Annotated in this window: 14 protein-coding genes, 1 tRNA gene and 1 other RNA gene; 3 read left to right on the top strand and 13 right to left on the bottom strand. The window is 37.7% G+C overall.

Annotation, left to right across the window (positions count from 1 at the left end):
• Positions 1 to 441: 441 nt before the first annotated feature.
• From recR to HMPREF3031_RS02435, 4 genes are all read right to left on the bottom strand, one after another.
• Positions 442 to 1,038, bottom strand: coding sequence for a recombination mediator RecR (gene recR / locus HMPREF3031_RS02450; RefSeq protein ID WP_002480399.1), 597 nt, complete (start codon positions 1,036 to 1,038; stop codon positions 442 to 444).
• 6 nt (positions 1,039 to 1,044) lie between these two features.
• Positions 1,045 to 1,362 carry a YbaB/EbfC family nucleoid-associated protein gene (locus HMPREF3031_RS02445; RefSeq protein WP_002480398.1) on the bottom strand — a complete coding sequence of 106 codons (318 nt, stop codon included), beginning with the start codon at positions 1,360 to 1,362 and terminating at the stop codon, positions 1,045 to 1,047.
• A 209-nt stretch (positions 1,363 to 1,571) separates the two neighbouring features.
• Positions 1,572 to 3,302: a DNA polymerase III subunit gamma/tau gene (gene dnaX / locus HMPREF3031_RS02440; RefSeq protein WP_070724578.1), complete on the bottom strand. Its 1,731-nt coding sequence runs from the start codon at positions 3,300 to 3,302 to the stop codon at positions 1,572 to 1,574.
• 68 nt (positions 3,303 to 3,370) lie between these two features.
• Entirely contained in the window at positions 3,371 to 3,898 is a 528-nt protein-coding gene (locus HMPREF3031_RS02435; RefSeq protein WP_002480396.1) for a GNAT family N-acetyltransferase, read from the bottom strand.
• Positions 3,899 to 4,122: 224 nt separating this feature from the next.
• Here HMPREF3031_RS02435 and HMPREF3031_RS02430 point away from each other — a divergent pair, with 224 nt between their 5' ends.
• Positions 4,123 to 4,308 carry a hypothetical protein gene (locus HMPREF3031_RS02430; RefSeq protein ID WP_002480395.1) on the top strand — a complete coding sequence of 62 codons (186 nt, stop codon included), beginning with the start codon at positions 4,123 to 4,125 and terminating at the stop codon, positions 4,306 to 4,308.
• 48 nt (positions 4,309 to 4,356) lie between these two features.
• Here HMPREF3031_RS02430 and HMPREF3031_RS02425 read toward each other — a convergent pair whose 3' ends face one another.
• Entirely contained in the window at positions 4,357 to 5,538 is a 1,182-nt protein-coding gene (locus HMPREF3031_RS02425) for an MFS transporter (protein ID WP_002480394.1), read from the bottom strand.
• Positions 5,539 to 5,664: 126 nt separating this feature from the next.
• Between HMPREF3031_RS02425 and HMPREF3031_RS02420 the strand changes: the two genes are divergently transcribed.
• Entirely contained in the window at positions 5,665 to 6,573 is a 909-nt protein-coding gene (locus HMPREF3031_RS02420) for a LysR family transcriptional regulator (RefSeq protein ID WP_002480393.1), read from the top strand.
• Positions 6,574 to 6,668: 95 nt separating this feature from the next.
• Here the strand turns inward: HMPREF3031_RS02420 and ffs are convergent.
• The 8 genes from ffs to gltB all read right to left on the bottom strand — a co-directional run bounded on the left by ffs (position 6,669) and on the right by gltB (position 17,883).
• Positions 6,669 to 6,936: signal recognition particle sRNA large type (gene ffs, locus HMPREF3031_RS02415), an RNA gene on the bottom strand.
• Between the two features lie 88 nt (positions 6,937 to 7,024).
• Positions 7,025 to 7,747 (bottom strand): trehalose operon repressor, encoded by a 723-nt coding sequence (treR, locus tag HMPREF3031_RS02410; RefSeq protein WP_002480392.1) that lies wholly within the window; start codon positions 7,745 to 7,747, stop codon positions 7,025 to 7,027.
• A gap of 42 nt (positions 7,748 to 7,789) precedes the next feature.
• On the bottom strand, positions 7,790 to 9,436 hold the full coding sequence (gene treC / locus HMPREF3031_RS02405) for an alpha,alpha-phosphotrehalase (RefSeq protein ID WP_002480391.1): 1,647 nt from the start codon (positions 9,434 to 9,436) through the stop codon (positions 7,790 to 7,792).
• Between the two features lie 97 nt (positions 9,437 to 9,533).
• On the bottom strand, positions 9,534 to 10,961 hold the full coding sequence (gene treP / locus HMPREF3031_RS02400) for a PTS system trehalose-specific EIIBC component (protein ID WP_002480390.1): 1,428 nt from the start codon (positions 10,959 to 10,961) through the stop codon (positions 9,534 to 9,536).
• A gap of 138 nt (positions 10,962 to 11,099) precedes the next feature.
• Positions 11,100 to 11,489 (bottom strand): VOC family protein, encoded by a 390-nt coding sequence (locus HMPREF3031_RS02395; RefSeq protein WP_002480389.1) that lies wholly within the window; start codon positions 11,487 to 11,489, stop codon positions 11,100 to 11,102.
• 178 nt (positions 11,490 to 11,667) lie between these two features.
• Positions 11,668 to 11,760: transfer RNA gene (locus tag HMPREF3031_RS02390), tRNA-Ser, on the bottom strand.
• A gap of 135 nt (positions 11,761 to 11,895) precedes the next feature.
• Positions 11,896 to 13,368 carry a glutamate synthase subunit beta gene (locus tag HMPREF3031_RS02385; protein ID WP_002480388.1) on the bottom strand — a complete coding sequence of 491 codons (1,473 nt, stop codon included), beginning with the start codon at positions 13,366 to 13,368 and terminating at the stop codon, positions 11,896 to 11,898.
• 24 nt (positions 13,369 to 13,392) lie between these two features.
• Positions 13,393 to 17,883 carry a glutamate synthase large subunit gene (gene gltB, locus HMPREF3031_RS02380; protein ID WP_002480387.1) on the bottom strand — a complete coding sequence of 1,497 codons (4,491 nt, stop codon included), beginning with the start codon at positions 17,881 to 17,883 and terminating at the stop codon, positions 13,393 to 13,395.
• A 147-nt stretch (positions 17,884 to 18,030) separates the two neighbouring features.
• Between gltB and gltC the strand changes: the two genes are divergently transcribed.
• Complete coding sequence (gltC, locus tag HMPREF3031_RS02375) at positions 18,031 to 18,915, top strand: glutamate biosynthesis transcriptional regulator GltC (RefSeq protein WP_002480386.1); 885 nt, start codon at positions 18,031 to 18,033, stop codon at positions 18,913 to 18,915.
• Positions 18,916 to 18,979: the final 64 nt, after the last annotated feature.

Below are 18,979 nucleotides of genomic sequence, written 5' to 3'. Positions count from 1 at the left end.
TTGACATATTGTCATTCAGTTTTCAATGTTCATTCGGTTTATTTTTCCGACTCACAAGAATCAATTATACTCTCTTAAAACTTCAAAGTCAACACTTTTTTAAAAGTTTTTTAAGAAGTTTTTTCTATGTGATTGTTGAAGTTATTTGTTTCGTTCGTTCAACAGGTATTAACTATACTAGCTTCTGCGTTTTTTTGCAACCCTTAAAACCCATCTTTTTTTCGCTCTTAAACTACTCGATGACGCTATTTTCCGTACTTTTATTCTGATGAAACTTTTAATGTTCGTTAAATATCCCCTTACATTTCTATAACCCTTCACAACCTCTTAACATTCCTCACAAAAACCAAACTTTATTTTTTTCTAAAAAAGTTTTAAAAAAGTGCAGAAGGGCATAATAAGAGGTTGAACCTCTAGTATTATGACACTTCTGCACTGATTTTACATCTCTGTTCTGCCAGCAATTGCGCGTGACAAAGTCACTTCATCTGCATATTCTAAGTCTCCGCCTACAGAAAGACCTTGCGCCAATCTTGTGACTTTAATACCGATTGGTTTCACAAGTCGAGAAATATACATTGCTGTCGATTCACCCTCTAAGTTAGGATTCATCGCAAGAATCAATTCTTTTACTTCTTCATCTTTTAATCGTTCTATTAATGAAGGAATATTAATATCCTCCGGCCCGATACCATCCATTGGAGAGATTGCACCATGCAATACATGATATAACCCTTTATACTCCCTCATTTTTTCCATTGCAATAACATCCTTGTCGTCTTCAACCACACAAATGACAGAACGATCTCTCTGTTTATCTTGGCAAATATAACAAGGGTCTTCTTCAGTAATATGACCACATGTACTGCAATATGTTAATTCACGTTTGACATCTACAAGTGCTTTTGCGAATTGAACGACGTCATCTTCTTTCATATCTAAGACATGAAATGCCAGACGTTGTGCCGTTTTCGGCCCAATGCCTGGCAATTTCATGAAACTATCAATAAGTTTCGAAATTGGTTCTGGATAATGCATGGCTTATCACATTCCAGGAATGTTCAAGCCTTTAGTGTGTTTGCCTAAGCGTTCTGATGTTAATTCATCTGCTTTATTCATCGCTTCATTTGTAGCAGCTAACACTAAATCTTGAAGCATTTCAACATCATCTGGGTCGACTGCTTCTTCATTGATTTCAACATCCACGACTTCTTTATGACCTGTTACAGTTACAGTCACCATACCGCCGCCTGCTGTACCTTTAACTCTTTCGTCTTTTAATTTTTCTTGCTCTTCAGCCATTTTCTTTTGCATTTTCTGCATTTGTTTCATCATTTGTTGCATATTTCCGCCACCGCGCATAATATAGTTCCTCCTTAGATTCTAGCTTTATTATTCAACATAAGTCTAAGATACAAGAGTTCAATCGTATTCAATCGATTTTTTTACTTATAATGGAAGAAACCCATTATTTACTCTCCTATCTCTTCTATTGATATGCAAATTATAACACAAAGCACACAGGTCTTTCGACAATGATGGTATCTGAAAGGCTGTGTGCTGTATTTACTTTATTCTTCATCCATGACATGAACAGTGTCTTCACCAAACATGTCTTTGGCTTTTTGAACAATATCATCTTGAGGTGCTTCTTGTTTCGTTTCTGTTTGGTTTGCTTGTTGATTACGTTTTCGATTTTGAAGATATTCAGAGCGTACTTGCATCCATTGGTCTGCAGGTACACCGACAACTGCAACATCTTTGTTGATAATACTGCGTACAACTTCTTCTAAGTTTTTACGTTTCTCATCATCGTCATTTACGATTTCACAATGAATCTCTGCTTCAAATTGAACCAAGACGCTTTTTTCACTCGCTGCGACTGGAATAGAGTTTTGCAATAAACTCACCAACGCTTTTTGATTGTGATTTTTCGCATGATCAATTACTTCTTGCCAATGCTCTTTTAATAATTGAATATCTTCTTTATTCGCATTATCTAGTACCTTCGCAATTTGCGTCATAGAGTAGCTGTTCTTACTCTTACGACGCCCTCTAGAGGCTGTTTGTTGCTTAGGTGGAGTGTTCACTTGTGGAACACCTTGTTGTTTTAAAGCGTGCAATTCTTGCTCAAGATGTTCTAAACGTTGTAATAAAGCACTATTAACATCATTGGCACCTGCTGTTTGCGTTGCTTGCGGTTGATTCATTGAAGTTTGAGGCTCTGATGTTTTAGAAGCTCCACCCGCTTTAATCAATTCCGCCAATTTAACTAATAATACTTCAAAGTGTACGTTTTGATTTACACTAAAACGCACAGATACTAATGTATCATTAATTAAATCAATCATTTTATATAAGGTATCAAAGTCAAAGCCCATCAAAGCATCATATTCTGTTTGATTTTGGGCTGTTTTATTCATAATCGTATCACGTACAAAGTAAATCAGATCATTAATTAAACGATTGACTTCCTTACCGTCTTCTATAAATTGATGATAGCGTGCAAAAGCTGCTTTCACTTCTCCATTTGCGACATCATTTAATAAAGCATTCAGAGAAGCTTCATCTACACTACCAGTTACATTCAACGCATCTTGCAATGTTAAGTGTTCATCACCGAATGCAATCGCTTGGTCCATGATACTCAATGCATCACGCATACCACCTTCTGATGCTTTCGCAATAAACGCAATCGCTTCTTCATCGAATTCAATATGTTGAGATTCCGAAACATAACGCAAACGATCAATAATTTGATCTAAACTGATAGCTTTGAAATCAAAGCGTTGCGCACGTGAAATAATAGTAGGCGGAATTTTATGCGGTTCCGTTGTCGCCAGAATAAAAATAGCATGTGCTGGCGGTTCTTCTAACGTTTTTAACAACGCATTAAATGCACCCGTTGTCAGCATATGCACTTCATCGATAATATAGACTTTATATTTTGATTGTGATGGTGCGTATTTCACTTTATCTCGTATGTTTCTGATTTCATCGACACCATTATTACTTGCTGCGTCAATTTCAATGACATCTGAATTAGAGCCTTGCGTAATACTCTTACAAATGTCGCATTCATTACAGGGTTCTCCGTCAACGCTGTTAGGACAGTTGATTGCTTTCGCAAATACTTTCGCAATACTCGTTTTCCCAGTCCCTCTAGGACCACTGAAAATATAAGCATGCGATTGTTTACCTTTAGCAATCGCGTTACGGAGCGTCTTAGTTACATGCTCTTGTCCAACCACATCACTGAAACTTTGTGGTCGATACATTCTATATAAAGCTTGATAATTCACTTTCGCACCTCCGAATACAAATCATCATTATTATAGCACGCAGACAGGATGCAATGCGATTATAGAAATCAAACTTCATTTTCAAAGATTAACTGTCCTTGTGGATGCGCATCTAAAGTATCCCACAATAGATAAACACTATATTGATCTATATCTTCACCCTCTGGAACTTCTACACTGAAATTACTTAAAGGGATAAAACCGAGCGATCTAAAATAATCTGGTTCACCCTCTACAATAATTTCATTATAGCCAGCCTCTTTTGCTCGGCTTTCTACTGCTTCTACCAAAGCCTTGCCGATTCCATATTCTCTATAATCCTCTTTCACAGATAATGAACGTATCATTAAAGGGCGCTGTATATCTTCTTCATTTCGAATCAACTCTTGCATCATCAAAATATGACCAACGATTTCATTATCATCAGTACGCGCAATCATTTCAAAATCATGATTATAGTTAGGCAAGCGTCTTAATTCACGCAAACTATCTTCGTAATATTCCCCTTCGAAGAGCCCTTCACTATCTTTTTTGTCTTTTAAGTGTGCAATCACTGGATAATCGTTTTCTGTTACTGTACCTAGAAATATCTGCATACGTTCCCCTCCGTTATTCAGTAAAAAGTAATAAGTACATTATAACGCAACTTACTTTTTTCTCTTATTAATATGGGTTTATGCATTTTCGTCAATCGCTAAAAACCCATGACGCTCCTTTTTTGAAGAAATTATATAATATTTGTAAAATTAATGTAAATTATGTGATAAGATATGAGTTAACTAAGTCAGCATTGTCAAAATCCATTAAGGGGGCGACACACATGGTAATGAAAAATAAAGCTTATACCCTTTTAGGCATCGTGTTTATTGTATTGTGTCTAGCCAATTTTGTTGTTTTGTATAATATATGGGCAGTTCTGCCAGGCTTGATTTGTGGCATCGTCTTTTTACGCTATGGTATTCAATTCAAAAGCGCAGAAGAAATTTTAAAAGAAAAAACACTTTGAACTAAGAACAATGCGGTATACCTCTTTACAGGTACACCGCATTTTTGATTAATATTCCATTGTTTTATGTTTACGACCATGCATGAAATAATAAAGCGCAATTACACCAACTAGTAATAATGCCATTAACATATAAAGGTTTCGATAGCCTACACTACCAATTAAAATGCCGAGTAACGTTGGACCAGCACCAGCACCTAAATCCGCAAAGATATAGAATGTTGAAGTCGCAAGTCCAATCTTTTCAGGTGGTGAGGCTTGAATCGCAATCGTTTGGAAAGATGGAATTAATGTACCATAACCAATACCGATGAATATAGCTGAGAATAATAACATCCAGCTGCTATGCGTCACACTTAATAACACTAAGCCAATGACGAATAGTACTAACACAGGATAAACAACTTTATTCGCACCATAATTATCGAACACTTTACCTGTAATCGGTCTGACAACGAACGTACTAAATGCGTAAACCACAAAGAAGAAACTTGCGGCAGCCGCTAAACCAATGTGACTGGCATACGAATCTAAGAATGCGAGTACGCTTGAATATGCAATCCCTACAAAGACAATGACAATAGAAATCGGTATGGCCTGTTTTTGTAGAAATTGGCCGATGCCTTTAGCTGAATTCACTTCTTTATTCTCTGCATCTACCATAGGTTGTCTAATATTAGAGATAAAGAGTGATAAAACCCCAGCAAGTAAGATACAGATTAAACATACAATGAAGTTACTTTCAAAACTGAAGCGTTGGTTGATTAAAATACCTAAGAAAGGACCAATCGCTGAAGCTACTGTTGTACTTAGTGCGTAATAGCCGATACCTTCACCTTTTCGATCTTCTGGCACAATCGTAGATGAATACGTTCCTGTTGTTGTAGAAGCCATCCCAAATGCTATACCATGGATTAAACGCACAATGATTAAAACTAATAAGCTATGAATAAGGAAATACAACGCTATGGCCACAAATGAAAAGACCAAACTTGCTAAAAGTGTCTTTTTCAAATTAAGCTGATCAATATATTTCCCAGTAAATAAACGCCCGAATAACATTCCAATAATAAAGATACCAGCAGCTAAGCCACCCATACCTTCTCCCGCATGGAAAGTATCTATTGTAAAAGAAGTTACAGTTACGATTAAGGCGTAATGAATGATATACATTAAGAAGTTAATCAATGTAATAAATATAAAATCTTTCGTCCACAAATGACGATACATATTTGTACACTCCCTCTATACGTCACAAAATTTTCAATGAAACTATTATAATCATAAATAACACTAATGTATAATGGAATTTATTAATGTTTTCATAAGCAGAACTAATGAATAAGAGGTATAGTTATGAATTTCACACAGTTATATTATGTTAAAACAATCACTGAAACAGGTTCAATTACAAAAGCAGCAACCTTATTACATATCACGCAATCCGCGTTAAGTCAGTCTATCTCTCATTTAGAAGACGAATTAAATTTAAAGCTGTTTCAACGTCAAAAAAGTGGTACAACTTTAACACCGCAAGGCAAAGAAATATATCCCTTCATCTTAGATCTGTTAGAACAAGAATCCACACTTTACGAGAAAATTGAAACTTTGAATTCAGAAATGAAAGGGACCCTTTCAATTGCTACAGTTCCAAGTTTATTTATGACTATCGTCCCAAGTGTAATGTCTACATTTAAAAGAGACAACCCCAATATTGATGTACAAATTACTGAAGCTGAAAATGATGAAGTTCAACGTTTAGTTGTCAGCGGAGAAGCTGACATCGGTTTATATACTATCTTAAAAGAAGAAGACTTAGACGTACGTGGTGCACGTTATGCGCCATTATTCTCTAGCGGTTTTACCGCTATTGTCCCAAGTGACTCTAAACTTGCTTACTATAAACAACTTTCACTAGAAGATATCAAAGGCTTCCCATTCATTCTATATGATCGCAACTTCTATAAAAAGAACATCCAAAATTTCGAAGAAAAGAATGGTTCAATCAACCTATTATTTTCCACTGAAAACGTCGGTGTATTATTCAATTCTGTTGCGGAAGGCTTAGGTATCAGTATTCTGTCGGATTTAATGGTAGAAAGCACGCCTTATTATCAACGTGATATGATTACTACAGTTTCTGTAGGTGCACCATTTAATCAAATGATAGAATACGGAGTCCTTTATATGGAAGATTCCGAGAAACAAAAACAGATTTCAGAGTTCACGAAGTATTTAGTTAAAGCTGCCCATGACAACCATTAAATAATCCAAATTAAAAAGTGCTTTCATAAGATAAGTTTCAACCTACCTTATGAAAGCACTTCTTTATATATTGGTTCATTATAGACATAAAAAAACCGCGCAACTTTGCTTTGAATGTGTATCATGAACGTTACCAAAGTCGACAGCTAAATCTCGGCTACCCTACGGCACATATGATAATCCACTTAATGCTGCTTCCGTCAGGACCTGACATGATTCATGGGTTCATATTGCATAGGACCGAAATCTTCAAACACCTCGTGCTTTGGGCAGACTTCACAAGTACACACCCTAGGCAAAGTATTCAGTCTCGCATAAGCGGATTTCGAGAATAGGGAACCGCTACCTCCCCACCTAGCACGGCAAGTTATATCTTACTATATATTAAGCAGGTAATGCAAGTATTAATGATTTGTAAATCTTCCTCTTAATAAGTGCTTCATTTTCTTCCTTATCTTCTTGAGAAATCCACAAATCTGAATTCAGTCGCAATATGTTTTGCGATATTGTATTGGAATTTCGTTGTATCTTTTAAATGCACGACACCTCTGACGGTGGCAGTGTAAGGTGGATTTACTTGTCCGAAAGCTTCATATTCCGCTTCTCCAAACGCCTCAAACGTAATGGCCTTACTAGAATAACTAATCTCTTGTTTAAGTTGTTGCTCAATATATTCATAAAGCGAATTCTTCACAATCGTTTCTGTTAAACCTGGAACGACAGCTTCCACCAAGTAATCTTCATCTATAATTTTGACTCTGCCATCCATTTTACGATAACGCACAAGATGCCACAACACGGCATTGTTAGTTAAATCTAGTGCTTCTTGGACAGCAGGAACTTCTTGTGCTCGTACAGTTTCTAATAATTTCACTTCTGTTTCTAAAGTAATCCCTAAATTTTGTTGGACCTCTTTGAAACTTGTCAGCTTAGAAAACGGAAATTCTTTAACACCTTGATAAATCACAATTGAGCCTTTGCCTCTGATTTTTTGAATCATACCTTCACTGACCAATAAATTCAGTGCACGACGTACTGTTTCACGAGAAGCGTGATACATTGTGACCAAATCATGTTCAGAAGGCAGTTGTGCCCCATATTCCAACTTTTCATTTACAATTTGCGTTCTTAAATCATCATAAATCTTGGTGAATTTCTTCGGTTTCGTCATCATCGTTCTCACTCTATCCTTCATTCGTCTTAATCGTTATAGTGCCTAGTTATCCTCTTGTGCAATGACAATCGCACCATAACCTTCAATTTCTCCATCTACAATCGTACCGCGCTCTAAAACAACCTCTCCTGTTGTTTCAAGATCTTCTGGTAATAAAGCCGCTTCTTTACTAAAGTTTGCGATTACCAACCATTGTTGATTTTGATACGTACGACGATAAATCATTAATTGCTTATCATCCATATATAACGGCGTTATATCTCCATACGTTATAATATCATGTTCATGACGTAAGCGGATTAATTCACGGTATGTTTGTAAAACAGAATGTTCATTTTCAATTTCATCTTCAACATTAATATAACGTGCGTTGTCTGGAATATCAATCCAAGGTGTACCACTTGTAAAGCCAGCATTTTCAGCCGGTGTCCACTGCATAGGTGTACGTGAATTATCACGAGATTTTTGCGCAAGAATCTGCATAATACGTGCTTCTTCTACACCTTGTTCTTTTAAATTACGATACGCATTCAACGATTCAACATCGCGATATTGATCAATACTTGTGAAATGCGGATTAGTCATTCCGATTTCTTCACCTTGATAAATATAAGGTGTCCCTTGCAGCATATGCAGTGCTACAGCTAACATTTTCGCACTCTTTTGACGTAATTCCTCTGTTGAATCATCTCCAAAACGAGAAACAACACGGGGCTGATCGTGATTGCACCAAAAGATCGCGTTCCAACCGCCGCCTTCATGAATACCCACTTGCCATTCCATCAAAATGCGTTTAAGTGCTAAGAAATCATAATCTGCATACGTCCATTTTTCACCATTCTCATAATCTACTTTTAAATGATGGAAGTTAAACACACTATTTAATTCTTCACGCTCTGGTTTCGTATACTTAATACAATTTTCAATCGTAGTTGAAGACATTTCTCCGACTGTCATTAAGTCTTTGCCTCCGAATGTTTCTCGATTCATTTCATGAATGAATTCATGTACACGTGGACCATCTGTATAGAACTCTTTCCCAATCGCTTCAGAATCTTTGAATTCATCTTTGGAAATTAAATTGATAACGTCAAAGCGGAAACCATCTACACCGAAATCAATCCAATAATTGATCATGTCGTATAATGCTGCTCTCACTTCAGGATTTTCCCAGTTCAAGTCTGCTTGCGTCACGTCAAAAAGATGTAAGTAATATTCATCGGTTTTTTCATCATACTTCCATGCATTACCCCCAAATTTTGACTCCCAGTTTGTCGGAGGCGTACCTTCTTTTGCGGGCTTACGGAAGAAGTAATAATCACGATATGGATTTTCTTTTGATGAAATCGCTGATTTAAACCACTCATGTTCTGTTGACGTGTGATTGATGACGATATCCATCATCACTTTTAAATTATGCGCATGCGCTTCATCTAGTAAACGTCTTAACTCTTCTTTCGTTCCGAAGTCTTCATTAATATTATAGTAATCACTGATATCATAACCATTGTCATTCATCGGTGATTGATACACTGGTGTTAACCAAAGGTAATCGACACCTAAATACTCTAGATAATCCATCTTTTCAATAATCCCGTTTAAATCTCCTACACCATTTCCTGTCGTGTCGTTAAATGATTTTGGATAAATTTGATAAACAACAGACTTTCTCCAATCGTTATGTTTCATAGTATGATCACCTTTTCCTCTCTCTTTATAAAAAAACAGAACACCTTTTATATGATGTTCTGTTTTTTAAACGTACGTTTTATATATCTATAATAACTTAATCTACCATTTCTTTTGCTTTTGTTTTCGCAAATTTTGAGAAGATGACTGTTAGAATGGCTGGTACAATCACCGCAATAACTGTACAAATCGCATAGACTACCCAGTATTCTTTTTGGATAGAAATGATTGCGGGCACACCGCCGACACCAACGTTACCTAATACTTTGCTGGCACCGATGAAAGCACCGAGCACACCTGATGTTAAAATTGCCGCAACAAATGGATATTTTAATGGAATGTTTACCCCGAACATTGCCGGTTCTGTAACACCTAGTAAACCAGACACACTTGATGTAATCGCTAAACCTTGTTCTTTTACCATCTTACGACGTTTGTAGACGTACCAAGCACCAAGCGCTGCTGAACCTTGACAGATATTTGAAATCGCAAGAATCGGCCATAAGTATGTCCCTTTTAATGAGCTACCCATTAATTGGAAGTCCACAGCTAAGAACATGTGGTGCAAACCTGTAATTACAAGCGGTGCGTAGAATAAGCCGTAAATCGCGCCGCCTAACCAACCTGCGCGGTTGAATAAGAATGTAACGACATCTGTAATACCTGTACCAATCCATAAAGCAATCGGTCCAATAACTAAGAATGCAAGGAACCCTGTTACTAATAATGCGATAGGGCCTACAACTAACATCTTAATTGAGTCATGAACGACTTTGTTTAAGCCTTTTTCAATTTGTGCTAAAACATAAGAAGCTAATAATACGGGTAATACTTGTCCTTGATAGTTTAACTGTTTTACATCTAATCCGAAGATATGCCAAACAGGAATCTTAGATCCTTCATTTAAAGCATATTGTGATACCAATTGCGGATGCATTAAGACAAGTCCTAATACTAAACCAAGTACTGGGTTACCACCGAATACACGCATACTACTCCAACCAATCAACGCTGGTAAGAAGATAAATGCGGTTGTCGCAATCACGTTCACAATGTCTGCGAAGTCATGAATTTGCGGGAATTGTTTCACTAATGGTTGCGGACCGAATAAGTCCTCCATTGTTAAAAGGTTATAAATCCCCATTAATAAACCGGCAGTTACGATAGCTGGTAAGATTGGGATGAAGATATCCCCTAATAATTTTACGAGTCTCTGCAACGGATTACCTTTTTTCGCAGCCGCTGCTTTTACTTCATCTTTAGAAGCTCCTTCTTTACCGACTTCATTCATAAAACGTTTATATACTTCATCGACTGTCCCCGGGCCAATGACAATTTGATATTGATTATCCGCTTTAAATTGTCCTTTAACGAGCGGATTCTCACTTAATTCATCCTTATTTACTTTATCATCATCTTTTAATACTAAACGTAATCTCGTGACACAGTGCGTCGCTGTCTCTAAGTTTTCAGCTCCCCCGATTGCTTCCACAATCTGTTTAACATCTTTATCTTTTACAGCCATCTGACTCACTCCCTTTATTTTATCTTTGAATCTATTGTACTTGTCTAGACAAGTTATGTAAAGGCTTTCATCAGAAATATTTTTAAAAAAGCGATAATCCTACAAAAAGATTACCGCTTCTTCGCTAAAACACCATCACTATGGACGCTCTATAATTTGAATTAAATTACCGCAAGTATCATCAAACACCGCAAACTTTACACCATTTCCCATATCCATAGGTGCCATGGTGAACCCTACACCGTGTTCTTTTAAATTTTGATAAGTTGCTTGTACATCCTCTACATCAAACATCGTGCAAGGAATCCCTTCTTGCTTCAGACCATCTTGATAAGCCTTTGCGACAGGATGTTGATTAGGTTCTAATAATAATTCAGTGCCTTCAGGATTCTCTGGTGATACAACTGTCAGCCATCTGTATTCTCCCGCAGGTTCGTCTGCATGTTTTTGAAACCCTAATACTTCAGTATAAAATTTTAATGCATGGTCTTGATCTTCCACAAAAACACTTGAAACTTTAATTTCCATATGAGTGTACCTCCGTTGTTTCGTCACTCTTTCATTCCTTAATTTTGCACAATTTAAACCTATAGTTGAACCAAACCCTATAACGTTGAAGTTATAACAGAAACTAAAAAGGCAATCATTCAACGTAACAGTTGAGTGATTGCCTTTTTATATCTATTAGTCTTGGATTTAAAAATAATGGCGGAGGAAGAGGGATTCGAACCCCCGCGAGCCGTTAAGCCCCTGTCGGTTTTCAAGACCGATCCCTTCAGCCGGACTTGGGTATTCCTCCAAAATAAGCACAAGAACTATTATATGATATTTATAAAAAGAAGTCAACATTGCTTAAAAAATTAATGTTAAGTTTTGTGAGAATGACGCAAAATTAAAACACACAGCCATTTGATTATAGCTGTGTGTTGTATTATTAACTGAATACAGTTTGTTTTTGTAGATATTTGTGTACAGCTTTCGCAACACCGCGTCCTTCTTTAATCGCCCAAACGACTAAACTTTGACCACGTCTCGCGTCACCTGCCGCAAAGATATGCGGTTGACTTGTCGCATAATCTTTATCATTCGCAACGATACTGTTACGTTCTGTTTTTAAGTTAAAATCATTCGGTACGGTATTTTCAGTACCGATAAAGCCAATTGCTAACAAGACTAAGTCAGCTGGCCAATGACGTAAAGTATCATTCATTTCTGTTGAACCATCTGGTAGTTGTCGCAATGTTTGCGTATACACACCACGTACATTACCAAGCTTATCAACGTCGTAACGCATAGAGTTTTCACCATATGCACGTGGTTCAAAACCGAATTTTTCTTCGTATTCACTATGTGCATAATCCATTTTAAAGACTGGCATAGACATCGGCCAATATGGATTACCTTCTATTTCATAACGCTCTGGTAATCTTGTGAACTGGTTGAACTGTACAATAGATTTACAGTTTTCACGTAAAGCTGTTGCGACACAGTCGGCACCTGTATCACCGGCACCGATTACAATCACATTTTTACCTTCTGCACTGATTGTCGCATCTTCTGGTTTCAATTCACCATTTAAGATTTGTGTTTGTTCTGTTAAATAATCTAAGGCAAAATGGATACCTTGTCCCATACGGCCTTCAAGCGGTAAATCTCTCGCTTGATGTGATCCAGTACAAACGATAATCGCATCAAATTGTTCATCTAATGTTTCCCGGGAAATATCGACACCAACTTCTGTATCAGTGATAAATTTCACACCCGCTTCTTCCATCAAATGAACTCTGCGACGAACAACTGCTTTATCCAATTTCATATTTGGAATACCGTACATTAATAAGCCGCCTGGTTCATGTGCACGTTCATAAACTGTCACATCATACCCCTTCGCATTTAATTCATCCGCAGCTGTTAAACCAGCAGGTCCACTTCCGACAATCGCAACGGATTGTCCTAAGCGTTTCTCTGGTACGCGCGGTTGTACCCATCCATTTTCAAATGCTTCATCAATAATCGTTCTCTCAATCCCCTTGATTGCGATCGACTCTCGATTAATTTTCATCACACACGCTTGTTCACAAGGTGCTGGACAGACACGTCCTGTAAAGTCAGGGAAGTTATTAGTTTCAGAGAGACGTTCATAAGCCTCTCTGAAATCACCGTGATAAACTAAATCGTTCCATTCTGGAATATAGTTACCGATTGGACAACCGATTGTTTGTCGTCCTAAACTTTGACCTGTTTGACAAAACGGTGTACCACAATCCATACAACGCGCACCTTGACGCTGTGCATCTTCTTTAGTGAAACGCTGCTGGAATTGAAGATGGTTCGTTAAACGCTCTGCTAACGAAAGTTCCGGCAGTGCTTGTTTGTCATATTTCATAAAACCTTTGAATTCACCCATATCTAAACACTCCTTCTTATTTCGTTAATAAACAACTGAGAATGGTCCTTCTAAGTCTGTTGCTTTACGTGTATCGTAGAAGGCATTCAAAATTGCTGCTTTAGAATTGTCTGCTTTACGTTCTTGATCTTCAATTTTATGCATCATTAATTTGTAGTCTTTTGGAATAACTTTGACAACTTTTTGAGCCACATGATCAAAATCAGCTAATACTGCTTTGGCTTTTTTGCTGTCTGTGTATTGAACATGTTCTTCTAACATGTCTTTAATAATTGAAAATTCTTCTGGTTCAGTAATGGTATCGAAATCAAGTGTTGGCAATGCATTGTACGATTTGAAGTGTTCCACATCATCAGGGAAGATGTAAGCGACACCGCCACTCATACCTTGACCGAAGTTGTCACCGACATTACCTAATACGATGACACGACCGCCAGTCATATACTCTAAACCATGATTTCCGATACCTTCTACAACTGCATGAACACCACTGTTTCTGATACAGAAACGCTCACCGGCATAACCGTTAATAAAGGCTTTACCGCTTGTAGCGCCATAGAAGCATACATTACCGACAATAATATTTTCTTCACGTTCTTCATTTGGCGCATTAATGATAATCTTACCTCCGGATAAACCTTTACCAACATAGTCATTGGCATCACCTGTATGATGAATTGTTAATCCTGAAGGTGTAAATGCACCGACACTTTGGCCTGCATGGCCTGTAGTTTCAACATAGATTGTATCTTCGGGTAAACCTTCCGCTCCATGTGCACGAGTAATCAAGCTGCCGGCAGTTACGCCTACATCACGCTGCTCATTGCACAACTTATATGTCCCTCTAAATAAAGTACCGTCTTGAATTGCTGCTTCAGCATCCGGAATCAATTCTGTTTGATCGAAACCTTTTTCTAAGTGATGCTGTTGCTCAATTTGTTTGGATGTCGGTCCTTCATTTTGATAAAGCAACGGTGCCACATCAAGTGAACGTGCTTTTTCATTAGCTACCGAATGATTTGCTTCTAATAAATCAGTTCGGCCAATCAATTCTTCAACAGAACGTAAACCAAGTTCAGCGAGTACTTCACGTAATTCTTGTGCAATAAAGTGCATAAAGTTAACAACGTGATGTGCACGACCATTAAAGAGTTGACGTAAATCTTCGTTTTGTGTAGCCACGCCGACAGGACATGTATCTTTATGGCACACACGCATCATGACACAACCTAAAACAACTAACGGTGCTGTCGCAAAACCAAACTCTTCAGCACCCAATGCACAAGCATAAGCTACGTCATGTCCAGTTAATAACTTACCGTCTGTTTCTAAACGGATACGTGAACGTAAATCGTTCATCATTAATGTTTGATGCGTTTCTGCTAGACCGATTTCCCAAGGCAATCCAGCATGTTGAATACTTGTTTTAGGTGAAGCACCTGTACCGCCGTCATAACCGCTGATGACGATTTTGTCAGCAAAGGCTTTGGCAACACCTGCCGCAATTGTACCGACACCACTCTTAGATACTAATTTCACAGCGATATTCGCTTGAGGGTTCGCATTCTTCAAGTCATGAATCAATTGCGCTAAGTCTTCAATTGAGTAAATATCATGATGAGGTGGTGGTGAAATCAAACCGATACCTGGCGTTGAACCACGTACTTCAGCAATCCAAGGATAAACTTTCGTACCTGGCAACTGTCCGCCTTCCCCTGGTTTAGCACCTTGTGCGACTTTAATTTGAATTTCAGTCGCATGTTGTAAATAATCACTTGTTACACCGAAACGACCTGATGCAACTTGTTTAATTGTACTTGTATAATCTTCACCTTCTGGACCTTTCACATAACGTTCAGGGTCCTCTCCACCTTCACCGCTGTTACTCTTACCGCCAATTAAGTTCATCGCTTCTGCTAAAGTTTTATGTGCTTCGGCAGAAATTGAACCATAACTCATAGCACCTGTATTGAATCGGTGCACAATATCTTCAATCGGTTCAACCGCATCAATACTGATCGGTGTACGTGATTTGAATTTCATTAAATGACGAATACGATCAGTGCGTTGGTGATTCACTGTTTTTGAATACTCTTTGAACATGTCATAGTCATTTTCACGACATGCATGTTGCAGCAACCTAATAGTAGTTGGGTTGAAAGCGTGATATTGACCTTGTTGACGCCATTGGAACGTACTGCCTGATTCAAGATGTTCTTCTTTACGACCTTGACGTTTTTTATTTTCTTCATCAATCAAATCAATCGTTAAACCAGATAACTTAGATTGAGTACCTGTGAAGTATTTATCGATGACGTCATGTGATAAACCGACTGCTTCAAAGATTTGTGCACCTTGATAACTTTGAACCGTTGAAATACCCATTTTAGACATGACTTTTATAACCCCTTCAGCTAACACGTCTGTATAAGTTTTCACTTGTGCTTCAACAGGTCCGGATAATTCACCTTGTTCTACCAATGCCGCAATTGTTTCTTGTGCTAAATAAGGTACAACTGCGTTAGCACCATAACCTAATAAACAAGCGACATGGTGGACTTCGCGGATTTCTCCACCTTTCGCAACTAAACTTGTTTCTTGGCGTAAATCTTCAGTAATCAACGCCTGATGCAAGTAGCTGACTGCAAGTAAAATCGGAATCGCGTAGCCAGGTTCATCACGTAAACTGCTGTCATCTAAGACTAAAATGTCATAACCCGCTTTAACCGCTTCAACCGCTTTCTCTCTCAACACTTCTAGCGCATCTTCTAAACTGCCACTATATACTGTAGATAAATGTTTCGCACGGAATGGTCCGTTCTCTGCTACTTTTAATTGCGCTTCTGTTAAAACAGGATGTTTCAATTGAAGACGATTCAACGCATCTGTATCAGGTACAAGCAAGTTACCTTCTTTACCTAAGTATGACAATTCACTTGTTACGATTTTTTCACGATACGCATCAATTGGCGGATTCGTAACTTGTGCGAATAATTGTTTGAAGTAATTGAATAATGATTCAGGACGTTCATTCAATACCGCAAGTGGAGCATCATAACCCATCGCACCGATTGGATCTTTCTTACCACGTACTAATTCAGCCATATATTTATGAATTTCTTCACGTGTATAACCGAATTGTTTTTGTAAACGTTCAACCGTTTCAAAATCCCAACCTTTTGATTCAAACGGCACTTCCAAATCTAAATCGACTTTATGTTTTTTCAACCATGTTTCATAAGGCAACTCGCTTGCGATTTCTGCTTTCAACATATGGTTATGTACCACTTCGTGTTTATCAAAATCAACAAGTAATAAACGACCTGGATTCAAGCGACCTTTAAACGCAACATCTTCTTCCTCTACATCGATTACACCGACTTCAGAAGAGAAGATAATATAGTTGTCTTTCGTAACTGTATAACGACCTGGACGTAAACCGTTACGGTCAGTCAAAGCACCGATTTTGTCACCATTACAGAAAGCAATCATCGTTGGGCCATCCCATGGTTCCATCATATAACTGTAGTACTCATAAAAAGCACGGACAGCACTTTGGTTAGCTTTGCTGTATTGCCATGGTTCAGGCACTAATAACATCGCAGCTTTCTCAGGTTCCATCGCAAGCGATAAAAACTCAAGCGCATTGTCGACAATTGCAGAGTCACTGCCGTCTACATCTAATACAGCATGTACTTTTGGTCGATCATTTTCATCAAAAATGGTTTCAACTAAACGTTTCTGACGTGCACGCATCCAGTTGACATTGCCTCGAATCGTATTGATTTCACCATTATGCATCAACAAACGGTTAGGATGGGCACGTTTCCAACTAGGAAATGTATTCGTACTGAAACGAGAGTGTACTAAACCTAATTTAGATTCATAATCAGGATGATTTAAATCTTCATATAATCCTTTAATTTGGTCAGAACGTAACCAACCTTTATATACAATTGTTTTCGGAGATAAACTTGTGAAGTATAGTTCCAACTCTTGTTCATCACCGTAAAATTCAATTTGTTTACGTGCGAGATATAAGCGTTTCGCCGCATCTGCACTATGATTTAAATCGATAAAGACCTGTTGAATTACCGGCATTGTTTCAGCAACATGCGGTGCAACAGCTGAAACATCCACAGGCACATCGCGATACCCGATCACGCGAAGACCTTCAGTTTCAAAATAGGCTTTAAAGATTGTTTCGTGTCTTGAACCTGCAATGCGTTCATTAGCGAAAAAGAAACCGACAGCGTAGTTACCTTCTTCAGGCAAGTCTAAGTCTGTCTGTTCTTTGAAAAATTTAAATGGAATTTCAGTCATAATTCCTGCTCCATCACCAGTCATCCCGTCAGCACCGATTCCCCCACGGTGATCCAAACGGCGCAGCATTTCTAGTGACTTAATGACAATATCATGCGATCGTAAATTGTCCATGTTTGCATAAAATCCTATGCCGCAAGCATCATGTTCGTTTCTTGCATCGTACAAACCTTGATTCTGCTCATTTACCATGCTTGCTCCTCCTTTAAATATGCGTTGTATGAATTTTCAGATTATTATCGATAACTATTATAATATAGGAGGGTATTCTTCTGTTCAATTCAAAAATTAGATGATATCATTCTAATAATTAGAACAATAAGTGTGGTGCAGAAAATCATGGAATTTAAACAACTTAAATACTTCATTGAAGTTGCTAAAAGAGAACATTTATCTGAAGCTGCTTTAGAACTGAACATTGCGCAATCAGCCATCAGTCGCCAAATTTCACAATTAGAAGAAGAATTAAATACAAAATTATTCAGAAGAGAAGGCCGAAATATTTATTTAACCGAAGCTGGTCAACGCTTTATGACCCAAGCAACGAAAATTGTCGAACAAACTGAACAAACTTTAAATATGTTTCGACACGAACAAGAAGCTGAAGCTAAACGTATTAAAATCGGTTATGTCGAAAGCTATGTCTCACAACTCTTAACATTACTCATACAAAAATTTGAAAAAGAACATACAACAACACTCCTCCCTATGAGGCAATCAAATGAAACATTATTAAAATCAACTCTGAATCGTGATTTAGATGTAGCATTTGTTGATTTAACTTCTTCATTAAAGAAATATAATGAAATTGAAATCATACCGTTATTCGAAGATAACTATCAATTATATGTGCCAAAACAAGATCCATTAACTGCGACAGTCAATCCGCCTTTAAAACAACTGAATACACAACCGATATTTTTAATGGCAGATTTACCTCAGCCACTGATACATCTTCTTGAAAACACAGCGAAATGTACTACATATCGTATTTCAACTGAACGTTTAGCAAACTATTTATTGAGACATCATCGCGGTTATGTCATTACACCACAATATATTGCTTTACCAGTAAGCGAACAGTTTGTACGTTTAAGCCTAGCGCACACAGAACTCAAACGAACGTTATGCGCAATCGTCAGAAAAGATAATCATAAACCAGAACTGACTGCTTTACTCAAAGAAATTACTACCCTGCTTTCTCATACTTCGGTTTATCATTAAAATGAACAATAATATTCTGTTCTTATTAAAACCTCTACGACATGTCGATATAATTCGGCGCACC

The organism is Staphylococcus sp. HMSC072B07 (assembly GCF_001815505.1).
In the GTDB taxonomy this organism is placed as follows: Bacteria; Bacillota; Bacilli; order Staphylococcales; family Staphylococcaceae; genus Staphylococcus; species Staphylococcus simulans.
Note: the sequence above shows the minus strand (reverse complement) of the source record. Positions and strands in the feature narration are given on the sequence as shown.

What these genes read in the sequence shown, in the direction of transcription:
- recR (WP_002480399.1), bottom strand. Translation starts at nt 1,038, where the DNA reads ATGCATTATCCAGAACCAATTTCGAAACTTATTGATAGTTTCATGAAA.
- HMPREF3031_RS02445 (WP_002480398.1), bottom strand. Translation starts at nt 1,362, where the DNA reads ATGCGCGGTGGCGGAAATATGCAACAAATGATGAAACAAATGCAGAAA.
- HMPREF3031_RS02435 (WP_002480396.1), bottom strand. Translation starts at nt 3,898, where the DNA reads ATGCAGATATTTCTAGGTACAGTAACAGAAAACGATTATCCAGTGATT.
- HMPREF3031_RS02430 (WP_002480395.1), top strand. Translation starts at nt 4,123, where the DNA reads ATGGTAATGAAAAATAAAGCTTATACCCTTTTAGGCATCGTGTTTATT.
- HMPREF3031_RS02425 (WP_002480394.1), bottom strand. Translation starts at nt 5,538, where the DNA reads ATGTATCGTCATTTGTGGACGAAAGATTTTATATTTATTACATTGATT.
- HMPREF3031_RS02420 (WP_002480393.1), top strand. Translation starts at nt 5,665, where the DNA reads ATGAATTTCACACAGTTATATTATGTTAAAACAATCACTGAAACAGGT.
- treR (WP_002480392.1), bottom strand. Translation starts at nt 7,747, where the DNA reads ATGATGACGAAACCGAAGAAATTCACCAAGATTTATGATGATTTAAGA.
- treC (WP_002480391.1), bottom strand. Translation starts at nt 9,436, where the DNA reads ATGAAACATAACGATTGGAGAAAGTCTGTTGTTTATCAAATTTATCCA.
- treP (WP_002480390.1), bottom strand. Translation starts at nt 10,961, where the DNA reads ATGGCTGTAAAAGATAAAGATGTTAAACAGATTGTGGAAGCAATCGGG.
- HMPREF3031_RS02395 (WP_002480389.1), bottom strand. Translation starts at nt 11,489, where the DNA reads ATGGAAATTAAAGTTTCAAGTGTTTTTGTGGAAGATCAAGACCATGCA.
- HMPREF3031_RS02385 (WP_002480388.1), bottom strand. Translation starts at nt 13,368, where the DNA reads ATGGGTGAATTCAAAGGTTTTATGAAATATGACAAACAAGCACTGCCG.
- gltB (WP_002480387.1), bottom strand. Translation starts at nt 17,883, where the DNA reads ATGGTAAATGAGCAGAATCAAGGTTTGTACGATGCAAGAAACGAACAT.
- gltC (WP_002480386.1), top strand. Translation starts at nt 18,031, where the DNA reads ATGGAATTTAAACAACTTAAATACTTCATTGAAGTTGCTAAAAGAGAA.